We start from the raw sequence: 12570 nt of genomic DNA, 5'->3' as shown, positions 1-12570 counted from the left end.
GATTATTTTATTGAACTATTTATAATTTTGCAGTCATGAGAAAAGAAGGAATTTACACACTTTTTGAAACACTATCTTCTTCAATGTTTTTGATGTGTAATAAACTACTGAAACAGAGGTATTCATGTCTAAATTCTGGTTTAAACATGGTTTAAACATCAAGCTAAAACACCCAATATTTCACCCCAATTTTACCTTAAAAACAGAAAAGCAGTTACATTTTTGATTTTGTAACTGCTTTATTTTCAAGTGGTCCCACTTGGGCTTGAACCAAGGACCCCCTGATTATGAGTCAGGTGCTCTAACCAGCTGAGCTATAGGACCTACACTTACGTGTGTTAAAGTGGTTAGCCTTTAACGGGTGCAAATATAGTGTTTTATTGAAATTTGGGCAAATATTGAGGGGCTTTTTTTTGAAGGTTCGTGGGAGATACCGTAAATTTATTTACATTTGCGTGTAGATGAATTTATTAGTATAATTGATAAAATTCGTGGTGTGAAAGTTTGTTTGTTAGTGATAGGAAAGACAGATGCGGAGTTTGTACGGGCGGGGATTGCCGAGTACGAGAAACGTTTGAAATATTATATCCCTTACGAGATGAAGGTGATCCCGGATGTACGGAACACGAAAAACATGAGCGAGATACAGCAAAAAGAACGAGAAGGAGAATTGTTGTTGGGGCAGTTGGAGGCGGCGGATTATGTGATTTTGTTGGATGAGAAGGGAAACGAGTACACTTCAAAGGCTTTCGCGGACTTTTTGGCACAGAAGATGCTGACAAGTATGAAGCGACTTGTATTTATCATCGGGGGACCTTACGGTTTTTCGGAAGAAGTATATAAACGTGCAAGCATGAAAATATCACTATCCAAGATGACCTTTTCTCACCAGATGGTGAGGATGATCTTCACGGAACAATTATATAGGGCTATGACTATATTGAAAGGAGAACCTTATCATCATGAATAAAGCGAGGGTGAAAAGCATGAAGAAATTTTGGCTTGTACTGTCACTTGCCATATTTTGTTTGGTCGTGGGCTCTTTGTGGGAGTATTCTCTGAACGATTGGTCCGTGGATAAGAAATTATTTCTTTTTCAGGAGCGGTTGAAATTCGAGGAGAAACGACTTGACGATCAGTTGCGGAAACTGGATCATGAGGCAGAGCGGCAAAAGCCGGAATGGAAAGGTAAACAGTCTGTGTTGGTTGGTTTTAAGGAGGGAAAGTTGGTTTACTGGAGTAACGAGAGAGTCGGTTCGCCCCACTTGTACGAGATATTGTCAGCGGGAAATGACTTCGTGAAGATTAATAATCTTTATTTTGATGTTCGCAAACATGCCGTCGGGGACACGGTTTATTACGCACTCCTGTTTATAAAAGAGGATTACCCGTATTCGAGTAATTACGTGAAAAGTCATTTTAACCCGTCGTTAGGGGAAAATCTGGATGATGCGAGTAAGGTGGTTATCCGGGAGACGTGGGAAAAAGGAGGGCAACTCGTGTACAACCGGGATGGAAGGCCGTTGTTCAAGATTGAGAGTCAGGTGGAGCATGGGGATGTTGTGCCCACTTATTTCCTGTTGATTCCTTATATCATGTTCCTTCTCCTGCTGTTCTATGCTTACGAAATATCCTTGGATCGGGCCCGGTCGTTCCGGATGCAATTGTTTCACGTGTTCGGATTCTTCTTTTTCATCGTGCTGTTGCGTTCCTTGATGGTAGATTACAAGGTCCCGCAAGTGCTTTATTCTCTGCCTATTTTTACTACCAGTCAAATCGGGGGACGGTTTATCGTGTCGGTGGGAGATTTATTTGTCACAATGTTCTGTCTGGCACATTATTTCTTTATTACCTTTAACAAACTGAAAATTAAGTATGACGAGCCTCGTTTGGTGCGTTATAAATATATATTCCTCGTGGGATTCGTGATAGGCGTGTTCTTCTACACGAATTTGCTACATTTTTCGATTAACACGCTGATCGAGAGTACGCAGGTCAGTTTGAATATTGCCCGTCTTATTAATGTTGATTTCTCGTCGATCGTGGCTTTTATCACGTTGATTATTGCCGGGATGGGATTTATCGTGTTGATCAACAGTTCTGTGCGTTATTTCCAGAATTTGTTCTCTATCAGTCAGGCGTTTTTCGGAGTAACTGGAGTGCTTGTTTTTTGTGCGGCTCTTTGTTATTTCTTTAATTTTTCGTTGTCCCCGTTGGAGTGTCTTTTTCTGTTATCGCTTTATTTGTTGTTTATTCTGGGGGTGTACCTAATGAAACAGGATGCCCAAAAGAGTATTTTCATGATTGCACTTGTGGTGGTCTGTATTTACATCATTTTTCTGGCAAAGAGTAGCGAGATTCACCGTGAACAAGGGGTGAGGGCAAGTTTCGCAAACGAGATTATCAAGGAGAGAGACCCGATTTTTGAGCATAAGCTATTGGAAGTCAATGATGAAATAAAACAAAGTCAAAAAGTAGATTCACTGGTAAAAGTGGGGGACACGGATTTGTTGTCTGCTTATATTTCAAGCGAGCTGCTGGATATGACGGGATTTTATTATACTTGCAAGGCGATGATATGTGATCCCCGAGACACGATATTATTGACTCCTACTTACGAGAAGTATGGTTGTGACGAGTATTATGACAAGTTGATTGATAGTTTGGGAACTCGTGTCGGTTACACGTCATTTTTCTATATAAAAGATTTTGACGGGGTGGTTGAGTACCTCGGGCGTTTTTCTTTCTCAACTCCTCGGGGTGGTAGTTGCGTGTATATTCGTTTCGAGTCGAAAAACAGGCATGAAGGGATCGGGTATGCTCAGATTCTATCTAGGGAGATCGGAGCCGAGAAGGAGGCTCGTTATCCTTATTCTTATGCGAAGTACAAGGATGGGATACTGGTGGATTCCAAAGGGGATTTTAGTTATCCCCGTTCTCTGGAACGTTTCGGAAAGATCGAACATGCCCGGATTATGAATATGGATGGGTTCTCGCACATGGTGATTCCCGTGGAGAATGATGGGGTATGTATCGTGAGTTTGGGGGATGATGTGTTTGCACTTTACTACTTGAATTTGTTGTACGCCATTTTTGTCAGCGCTATCCTGACTTCTTACGGGATGTTCTTCCGATTTGACGGGGGATGGGGAAGTTTCCGACAGACAAGCCTCACGTTGAGGATCAAAAGAAATATCATCACGTTGATTGGTGCATTATTCCTGATCATGACGATTATGAGTATTATCGTGAATGCCGAGAGTTTTGAACGTCGGCATAGTTCGAAGGTGATCGAGTTGTCGCGGTATATAACGGATGAACTGGAACATAATGATTGCGTGGATGCCGCGAAGTGTCCCCAGATATTGAAGAAATTGAAAGATATGTCCGAGGTGCTTTGGGTAGATATTAATATCTATAACTGGGAAGGGGTTCTCGTGGCAACTTCCCGGCCAGTGATATTCGAGAAGGGGTTTGATGGGACTTTGTTGAATCCGAAGGCCTTTGAGCAGATCGTTAAGAAAGAGCAGATTAATTTTGTTCAGGATGAACGAATCGTGGAATTGACATACATGGCCGTGTATATGCCATTGGTGTTGGAGAGCGGGGAGAGGTACGTGTTGAGTATCCCGTATTTTACCCGTGGGGAGGAACTGAACAAGGATATTTTGCTGATCGTGATTATAGCGGTAAATATTGCCATGATCGTGATGGTGCTTGCCTTTATTCTGTCGAGTATCGTGGCCGAGCGGATCACGAAACCGTTACAAGTGGTGAATGAAAAATTGCGTCAGATGAGGGTGGGGGGAAAGAACGAGAAGATTGTGTACCACGAGCGGGATGAAATCGGTATGCTGGTGAAGGAGTATAACGAGATGGTTGATAAACTGGAGGCGAACGTGAAGAAGTTAGCGAAGTCGGAACGGGAGAGTGCTTGGCGGGAAATGGCCCGGCAGATTGCTCACGAGATCAAAAACCCGTTGACCCCGATGAAGTTGAATTTGCAGTTCATGCAGCGCACGTTGCAGAAGGGGGATATGGAGGAAGTGCGCCAGCGGTTTAAGGATATTTCGGCCGTGTTGATCGAACAGATTGATCATATGGCATCGATTGCCTCGGCTTTCTCTGATTTTGCCAAGTTACAGGAGGCGAATAACGAGTGGTTCGACCTGAGTGAATTGGTAAATGGCTGTGCGAAGTTGTTCCATGAGAACGTAGATGCCATGGAATGTGATATAGAGCCGAATGTTTCCGTGTATGGTGATCGGGATCAGGTGAACCGGGTGATCGTGAATTTGTTGAAGAACGCGGAACAGAGTATCCCGGAAGGGCGGGAAGGGCACGTGTTGGTGCGATTGAAAACGGTGTTAGGCAAGATCATATTGCTTGTTAAAGATAATGGTTGCGGGATACCGGAAAGCATCCGGGATCGAATCTCTGAACCTAATTTCACGACAAAGTCCGGGGGAACGGGACTAGGATTAGCGATGTCCTACAAGATTATAGAGGCTATGGGTGGCTCGATCACTTTTGAAAGCGTAGAGAATGAAGGTACGACGTTCTATGTGGTACTGAAACAAGACAATTGAAATGATTAAGTGATTGACGATTTGACGATTAGGTGATTAAAAAAAGGATAGAAAGGGATCACCTAATCGGAAATCATTGAATCATTTAATCCATAAGATTTAAAATTCTTAGGGCTGTGTTGACAACTCGTTTTGGGAGAATGTCGACCATACATTTTTGCCAAGTGGATTGTTTGCATTTGCCATGACCGTCTTTGGTACAGGGGCGGCAGGGAAGATCGACTTCGATGACTTCGACTTGTTTGCCCGTGGGGTAGCCGAAGGCCGTCGGGCCCATCAAGGCGATGGCTTTCGTGTGGAACAGGTCCGCAGCGTGAAGAAAACCGGTATCCCCACTGATCACGAGGTTGGATTGTTTCACGAGGTAACAGGATTCCAATAGACTGGTTTTTCCTGCCAGGTTGTTGACTCTTTCGGGTGCGATGGCCTTGATGGTTTCGCAGAACGTGTCGGTCGGGCCTGCCAGAATGATAAAACGGTAGTCGGGCATAAGTTGGATCACTTGCTGCCAGTTACTGACCGGCCAACGTTTCATTTCCCAGTTGGCGGAAGGGACGAGCGTGATGGTCTTCGGGGTAAGCGTACGGTGAAAACGTTCCTCGTATTCTGCCGGAAAATTCCAATCGCTGTAATCGGATTCAAAATTCGTAATTCCCCACGTGGCTAGTGGTTTCTGGTAAGAAACGATGCCTCGGAACGGCTTGTCGAATTTGTTTACCCGTAGTTTAAAAAGCAAGAATCGTTTCCAGCGATCCTTATGGCGTAGCGTGTAACGCGGCCCTCTTGGAAAAAGATGGTAAAAGGGCGGGAGTAACACGGCTTTCAAGATGTTGGAGCGGATGTTGCTGTGAGCGTCGTAGATATAATCAAATTTCTCGGCTTTCAGTTGATGGGCCATTTGTAGTAACCCTTTGAATCCCGTTTTCTTATCATATCCCCATACCCGGTCGATGCGTTTGTCCATGTTAAGAAAAGACCCCATGTCTTTCCGGGCAATCCAGTGAATTTCAGCATCGGGAAAATGGTTCTTGATGCCGTTCACGACATTCATACATTGGATGATGTCTCCGATGGAGCTGAACCTGATAATGAGAAATTTAGCCATATCTAAAACGAATTTGCAACAAAAGTAATAAAAATGTAGTTTATCTATCGTAAAAAGAACTATTTTCGTGTTCAGATCATAAAAAGTAATACCATGAAGAAACATATACCTAATCTGATTACCTGTATGAACGTTACGTCCGGCACGGTGGCTATTTATGCTGCTTTTCACGGGCATCTGTACCTTGCTGCCTGGCTTGTGATTCTGGCGATGGTATTTGATTTCTTTGACGGTTTTGCCGCTCGCTTGCTGCATGTGAAATCTGAAATGGGCAAGGAACTGGATTCCTTGGCCGACATGGTTAGTTTCGGGGTGATGCCTTCCGTGATGGCTTTTTTCCTGATTCGTGATTTAGGATATAGTGGCGGGGAGTTGTTCGCGGTGAATTCTTGGCAGGGGGTGCTTATGTACGTGCCGTTTCTGGTTCCGGCTTTCTCGGCTTATCGCTTGGCTAAGTTCAATCTGGATGTGCGACAAACTCATTCGTTTATCGGCTTGCCGACCCCGTCGAACGCTTTGTTTTGGGTGATGTTGGTATTTACACGCTATCATCAGGAAGAGTTTTTCATGGCGATGTGGGGCAAACCGTGGCTGTTGGCTCTTTTTGCCTTGGTGCTGGCCATTTTGCTGATCAGTGAAATCCCGATGTTCTCGTTGAAGTTAACCAGCTTTTCGTGGAGCGGGAATGCTCTTTTATATTGTTTCTTGGGGGCCGTGATCATCGGTTTTGCTGTTTGGGGTGTGAAAGCGTTATCTTGTATGATCCCCGTTTATATCTTGATTTCTTGTTATGATTTCAAGAAAAAATGGAACTGGAGGTTCTGGGGAATACTTGTGGTACTCTTCCTATTATTGAAGTGGGTAGCGTTGTTTATCGTTTTCCCGGCTTATTTGATTGTGCTTATCGTGAAACTGACAACCCGGGTAGATCAATAACCGGGTCATAATCCACGAAGTCATAGTTCGGAGAGATCACGGCAGGGTCTTCCACGATGATTGTTTTGTTTTTCACCGGGGAGGGTTGCATGTTTGTCATGTTCGTCATTCCGTCTCCTTGGAATATATCCTGTTGGGAGATCACCACGATTCCGGCCACGACGGCTGCCGACAAACCGAATTTGAATAAACGGGTAACGAGATTGCCGGATTCGGTGTTAATCAATTCTTCTTGAGTTTTACGGGCCTTTTTCCCGTTGACAGTTGCTAAAGGCAAGGATTCCATACCGATCACGTCCGGCAGGAAATTGTGGTTCTTGGATTCAAAGAGAACGTTGAACCGGCGGTCGACCGAAAAGGTTCCGATTGTACCGAAGTCCACTTTTTGTTTCTGGTTCAAGCGTACCTTGATTTCTTCACAAAATAGAGCCAGACGTCGTTGCGCTTTCTCATAATCGATCTGTTCTTTACGTGCGATCCAATCAATCAAAAGGCCGTCATTTTGTTTCAGGTGCTTGTTGAACACGACTTTTTTAGACGGGGGAACGATAGTCCCCGTTTTCTCGTTGATGTTTGCGGACGTGTAGTCACAAATGAACCCTCCGAACCCCGGAACGATCACGCAATCATGTAGATAGAGCAATTCTTCAATGTGTTCAACATATTTATTCATGCCACAAAGGTAAGAAAAAACGTAAGGTTGTCAAACTCATTTTAGGCATTTCAGATTATTATTATTTACTTTGTCATGTCTATTGCAGACACTCAGAATGTTATAAATTGAGATAAAATTATTGGCGTATGAAAATTTTTGTGACAGGAGGTACAGGGTATATAGGTTCCCACACGGTGGTCGAACTTCAGAAAAATGGTTATGATGTAATTATTGCTGACAATCTCGTGAATTCGAGTCTGGACGTGCTGGACGGGATAGAAAAGATCACTGGGATACGTCCCGAGTTTGAAGAGATAGACCTTACTGATGGGGAGGTTACACGGGATTTCTTTGCTCGCCATTCGGATATACGGGCCGTGATTCATTTTGCCGCTTTGAAGGCCGTGGGTGAGTCGGTGAACAAGCCTTTGGAGTACTATTTCAATAATTTGAACTCTTTGATGAATGTGTTGACTTGTATGCGGGAATTTAAGGTGCCAAATTTGGTGTTTTCCTCTTCCTGTACGGTGTACGGGCAGGCCGATGTGTTGCCGGTAACGGAAAAAACACCTCGTCATGAGGCTGAATCTCCTTACGGGAACACGAAGGTGATGAGTGAAGATATTATTCGGGATCTGATGCGGGTGGAACCTGACATGAAAGCTCTGGCATTGCGCTATTTTAACCCGATCGGGGCCCACCCGACAGCGTTTATCGGGGAGTTGCCCAATGGTGTACCTAATAATTTGATTCCTTATTTGACGCAGACGGCTATCGGGATTCGTGAGCAATTGAGCGTGTTCGGTGACGATTACAACACGCCGGATGGTTCTCCGTTACGCGATTATATTGACGTGGTGGATCTGGCCCAGGCGCACGTGGTAGCTATCCGTCGGTTGTTGGAAGGGAAGAATAAGAAGAATTACGAGTTTTTCAATATCGGTACGGGAAAAGCACTTTCCGTGCTGGAAATTATTCACGCTTTTGAACGGTCAACCGGGGTAAAAGTGAATTACAAGGTCGTGGGACGCCGAGCCGGGGATATCGAGAAGGTTTGGGCTGATACGACGTTGGCCAATAACGAGCTGGGATGGAAGGCTGTCACACCGATCGAGGAGACTCTGGCAAATGCTTGGAAATGGCAGAAAGCATTGGATAAGTAAAAAAGGTGGGATTTTCCCACCTTTTTTAGTCTTTATTCTACCGTTACGGATTTAGCCAAGTTCCTCGGCATATCCACGTTACAGCCTCGCATCACGGCAATGTGATAGGAGATGAGCTGTAATGGAATTACGTTCAGAAGTGGGGAAAGATATTCCAGTGTTTCAGGAATTTCGATCACGTGTTCCGCCAGTTTTTTCACTTGTGCATCGTTATCATTGACAAGAGCGATCACGTGTCCTTTCCGGGATTGGATCTCTTTGATGTTGGAAACGATCTTGTCGTAATAGTTGTCATTCGTGGCGATGGCAAAAACCGGCATATTCTCGTCGATCAAGGCGATCGGGCCGTGTTTCATTTCCGCTGCCGGATAACCTTCCGCGTGAATGTAAGAAATCTCTTTCAGTTTCAACGCACCTTCCAGGGCAACCGGGAATTGACAACCTCTTCCCAGGTAAATGGCGTTTGTGGAGTCCTTGTAAATGGCTGCGATCTCCTTGATCTTGTCATTCTTTTCCAGAATCGCTTTCACCTTGTCCGGTAAGTTATACAGTTCGTTGATATATTTTTTGTACAGTTCGTCGGATAATGTTCCCTTGCGGTGGCCGATCTGTAAGGCCATCATGGCCAACACGGATATTTGAGCTGTGAATGCTTTCGTGGAGGCAACCCCGATTTCCGGGCCTGCGTGAGTGTACACCCCTGCATCGGTTTCCCGGGCGATACTTGATCCCACGACATTACAAATGCCGATAACCGTGGCTCCGTGTGCTTTGGCATACTTGATGGCTGCCAGCGTGTCGGCCGTTTCACCACTCTGTGAAATGGCGATAACAATGTCGTTGGCATCCACGATCGGGTTCCGGTATCTGAATTCCGATGCGTATTCCACTTCTACCGGGATTCGGGTAAATTCTTCCAAGATGTATTCGCCTACCGTTCCGGCGTGCCATGACGTACCGCAACCGATAATGATAATGCGGTGGGCGTTGACCATCTTCGGGATGATCTCGGAGATACCCCCCAGATAGATCTCCGATGCCTCGGCATTTACGCGTCCGCGGATCGTATCGTATATTGAATTTACCTGTTCAAAAATCTCTTTCAGCATGAAATGCGGGAAACCGCCTTTCTCGATTTTCTCGATGTCAATGTCCACTTGCTGAATACTTAATGAAACAGGGGTGTTTTTGATCGTTTTCAGGATCATTTCGTCCCTCTTCAAGATGGCAACATCGTCATCGTTTAAGTAGATCACGTTTTTCGTGTATTCCACGATGGGCGTTGCATCCGAGGCCACGAAATATTCGCTTTGGCCCACGCCGATCACGAGCGGGCTACCTTTTCTTGCCACCACGAGCTGGTCCGGTTCGTTCTTGCATAGAACAACCAGTCCGTAGGCTCCGATAACCTTAGTCAAAGCGAGACGCACGGCATTCTCTGCGTTGACTTGGCCTTTCGTGTAAATGTACTCGATCAGGTTTGCTAGTACTTCCGTGTCGGTTTCACTTTGGAATGAATAGCCTCTGGCCTGTAATTTTTCCTTTAATAAAGCGTGATTCTCGATAATTCCGTTGTGGACGATAGAGAAAAGACCGTTCATAGAAGTATGGGGGTGAGCGTTTGCGTCATTTGGTTCCCCGTGGGTAGCCCAGCGAGTATGTCCCATACCGATCGTTGCGCTGGTATCTTCCAGTTCCATGTGATGTTCCAGGTCTTGCACCCTTCCCTTGCACTTGTAAACTTGGATGTTATTATTATGGATCAATGCGATTCCGGCAGAGTCATATCCCCGGTATTCCAGGCGTTTCAGACCGTTAATTAAGATCGGACAGGCTTCTTTGGGCCCGATGTATCCTACAATACCACACATAAATGTTATGTTTTAATGATTTATATTAATGAAAACAAGCGGCATAACAACCATTGCCGCTTGTTTATATTGTTATTCAATAATCTTGTCGAAAAAGTCGGAATAAGCCTCGATGTAACTTTGCTCGCCCGGGTATTCCAAGGTAGGTTTCTTCAGATCGGTGGCAAAGGTACGGAGTTCATCGTCCACGTCTTTGTGGTTAAAAATGATTCCGTCAGCGTATTGGAATGCCAATTTATTAATATTCGTGTATGTCGGGTCTTTTAAAAGTGCCACGTCTTTCCGGGCAACCCCTTCCGTGATCGCTTTTTCCCCGAATTTTTCATCCAGTTTCCCCTCGAATTTGTCGTTATAAGTAGAGAATACTACTTTCGTTTTGGAGAAAACAGGGTCATCATGATATTCTTTTTTCAAGTAAAGAGGAACTAATGCGGTGAACCATCCTTGGCAATAGATCAAATCAGGAGCCCATCTTAGTTTGCGCACGGTTTCGAATACTCCCCGGGCGAAGAAAATAGATCTTTCGTCGTTGTCCGGGAAAAAGTTTCCTTCCTCGTCGGAGATCGTGTGCTTACGTTGAAAATAATCCTCGTTGTCGATGAAATAAACCTGCATTCGTGCAGCTTGGATCGAGGCGACCTTGATGATTAGCGGATGATCCGTGTCGTTGATGATCAGGTTCATTCCGGAAAGGCGAATTACCTCGTGAAGTTGATTCCGTCTTTCATTGATGCAGCCGTAACGGGGCATGAATGTTCTAATCTCTTTACCTTTGTCTTGTATCCCTTGAGGTAGAAATCTTCCAATATTTGCCATTTCTGATTCCGGCAGATAAGGAACTATCTCTTGAGAAATGAATAAAACTCTTTTTTTAGCCATAACTACTACTTTTCCCAAAAACCATACAAAGATAGGCATTTTGGTTCAGATTTCAAAACTACTTTGGAATAAACCTCTCTCGAAATAAACCACTTGAATCTTAAAAACGATGCGGGGTATAGGATTTTTGACTAAAAAATTTTGCTTTTATGATAGATTTATATAACATTGCGAAACTCTTTTTAGGCTGTAAATTAGGGGAAGACTGTACTATGGCGTGGCATAATAAACTGGGCGAATACGGGGAAGAAAAGGTGAACCGGTATCTTTTGGATATGGGGTACACGGTTCTGGAGAGAAACTGGCGGGTGGGACACCGGGAACTGGATTTCGTGTGTCTTGATGGGGAGGTACTGGTCGTGGTGGAGGTGAAAACCCGGGCAGATGACAATGTGTCACTTTTCGATTTGCTGGATTACAGAAAAAAGAGGAATCTGCAAGCTGCGGGTGCCGCTTATCTAACGAAAAAGAACATTCACCGGGAAATACGATTCGATTTGGTTGTGGTCACTGGGGCCGAAATGCATCTGGAATATATAAAAGAAGTCATTGATTTGTTTTAAAGAACCGGGTGGCTTTTGTCGTGTGTGTGGTGTGGTAGGAATATGAAAAGCCACCCGGCATAAGAAAAGTGTCAATAGGGATATTTGTGTATTATCAAAAATTGTGCTAGAAATTCGGATTTCCGGAAAAAATATCAAATTTTCTTTCGGATGGATGATTTTGTGTGAAATTTACTATCTTTGAAAAATAAAACATAAAAGAAAAAGGATATGGCAACAGTAAAAGCAAAATATTTAGGAGATTTGCGTTTGGAGTGTACGCATTTGCAGAGTGGTACAAAGATTATCACGGATGCACCGACAGATAATAACGGAAAAGGTGAGGCTTTCTCTCCAACCGACTTGTGTTCCACGTCATTGGCCGCTTGTGCCATGACAATCATGGGAATTTATGCTAAAAATAACGGTATTGATTTGACGGGGGCCGAGATCGAGATTACCAAGAAGATGGCGGCAGAACCTCGTCGTATTGCTGAGATTGACGTGATCTTTAATATGCCGGCTAACGGTTATTCCGAGAAGGAGAAAAAGATTCTCGAACGTGTGGCACATACTTGCCCAGTGCATTTGAGTTTACATCCGGATGTGAAACAAAATTTCGTGTTTAATTGGCAGTAATGGTAACCGGGGCTACCGGTTTACTGGGTAGCCATTTACTGTGTCATTTGGCACGATGTGGTGAGACGATCATCGCGCTAAAAAGAGATAAGAGCCACGTTGAAGAGACGATGGCTCTCTTTTCGTATTATTTTGATTCACCGGAAGATGCCATATCCCGAGTGACTTGGGTGGTCGGGGATGTGTTGGAT

Annotated in this window: 11 protein-coding genes and 1 tRNA gene; 7 read left to right on the top strand and 5 right to left on the bottom strand. The window is 44.4% G+C overall.

From position 1 onward, the window contains the following. Positions 1–250: 250 nt before the first annotated feature. Positions 251–324, bottom strand: a tRNA-Ile gene (locus AB5542_RS14895). A 172-nt stretch (positions 325–496) separates the two neighbouring features. Between AB5542_RS14895 and rlmH the strand changes: the two genes are divergently transcribed. Then, positions 497–970 (top strand): 23S rRNA (pseudouridine(1915)-N(3))-methyltransferase RlmH, encoded by a 474-nt coding sequence (rlmH, locus tag AB5542_RS14890; RefSeq protein ID WP_118305702.1) that lies wholly within the window; start codon positions 497–499, stop codon positions 968–970. After that, positions 963–4589 carry a PAS domain-containing sensor histidine kinase gene (locus AB5542_RS14885; protein WP_368243149.1) on the top strand — a complete coding sequence of 1209 codons (3627 nt, stop codon included), beginning with the start codon at positions 963–965 and terminating at the stop codon, positions 4587–4589. The genes rlmH and AB5542_RS14885 overlap by 8 nt, the downstream gene beginning before the upstream one ends. Positions 4590–4674: 85 nt before the next feature. On the opposite strand, the gene AB5542_RS14880 is transcribed toward AB5542_RS14885, so the two are convergent. After that, on the bottom strand, positions 4675–5694 hold the full coding sequence (locus AB5542_RS14880; protein ID WP_279041089.1) for a glycosyltransferase family 9 protein: 1020 nt from the start codon (positions 5692–5694) through the stop codon (positions 4675–4677). Between the two features lie 93 nt (positions 5695–5787). Here AB5542_RS14880 and pssA point away from each other — a divergent pair, with 93 nt between their 5' ends. Beyond that, entirely contained in the window at positions 5788–6630 is an 843-nt protein-coding gene (gene pssA / locus AB5542_RS14875) for a CDP-diacylglycerol--serine O-phosphatidyltransferase (protein WP_279041088.1), read from the top strand. On the opposite strand, the gene AB5542_RS14870 is transcribed toward pssA, so the two are convergent. Beyond that, a complete protein-coding gene (locus AB5542_RS14870) occupies positions 6596–7303 on the bottom strand; it encodes a hypothetical protein (protein WP_087421969.1) in 708 nt (235 codons plus the stop codon). The two genes, pssA and AB5542_RS14870, sit on opposite strands and share 35 nt — an antisense overlap. A gap of 128 nt (positions 7304–7431) precedes the next feature. Here AB5542_RS14870 and galE point away from each other — a divergent pair, with 128 nt between their 5' ends. Then, entirely contained in the window at positions 7432–8448 is a 1017-nt protein-coding gene (galE, locus tag AB5542_RS14865; RefSeq protein ID WP_087421968.1) for a UDP-glucose 4-epimerase GalE, read from the top strand. 32 nt (positions 8449–8480) lie between these two features. Here galE and glmS read toward each other — a convergent pair whose 3' ends face one another. Next, the gene (gene glmS, locus AB5542_RS14860) at positions 8481–10319 is read right to left on the bottom strand and encodes a glutamine--fructose-6-phosphate transaminase (isomerizing) (protein ID WP_087421967.1); all 1839 of its coding nucleotides are present in this window, start codon (positions 10317–10319) and stop codon (positions 8481–8483) included. 72 nt (positions 10320–10391) lie between these two features. After that, on the bottom strand, positions 10392–11198 hold the full coding sequence (locus tag AB5542_RS14855; RefSeq protein WP_087422227.1) for a glycogen/starch synthase: 807 nt from the start codon (positions 11196–11198) through the stop codon (positions 10392–10394). A 149-nt stretch (positions 11199–11347) separates the two neighbouring features. On the opposite strand from AB5542_RS14855, the gene AB5542_RS14850 reads away from it, so the two are divergent. The 3 genes from AB5542_RS14850 to AB5542_RS14840 form a co-directional block, all read left to right on the top strand. Beyond that, complete coding sequence (locus tag AB5542_RS14850) at positions 11348–11761, top strand: YraN family protein (protein ID WP_229128345.1); 414 nt, start codon at positions 11348–11350, stop codon at positions 11759–11761. Positions 11762–11971: 210 nt separating this feature from the next. Then, positions 11972–12379, top strand: coding sequence for an OsmC family protein (locus AB5542_RS14845; RefSeq protein ID WP_027201228.1), 408 nt, complete (start codon positions 11972–11974; stop codon positions 12377–12379). Beyond that, the coding region (locus AB5542_RS14840; protein ID WP_368243151.1) for an SDR family oxidoreductase at positions 12379–12570 on the top strand (192 nt) is incomplete at its 3' end. The genes AB5542_RS14845 and AB5542_RS14840, both read left to right, overlap by 1 nt.

The sequence above is a fragment of the Butyricimonas sp. RTP31003st1_G1_RTP31003_210430 genome, assembly GCF_040920905.1.
Taxonomy (GTDB): Bacteria; Bacteroidota; Bacteroidia; order Bacteroidales; family Marinifilaceae; genus Butyricimonas; species Butyricimonas paravirosa.
The sequence above is the reverse complement of the archived record's forward strand: the minus strand, read 5'-3'. Positions and strand labels throughout refer to the sequence as shown.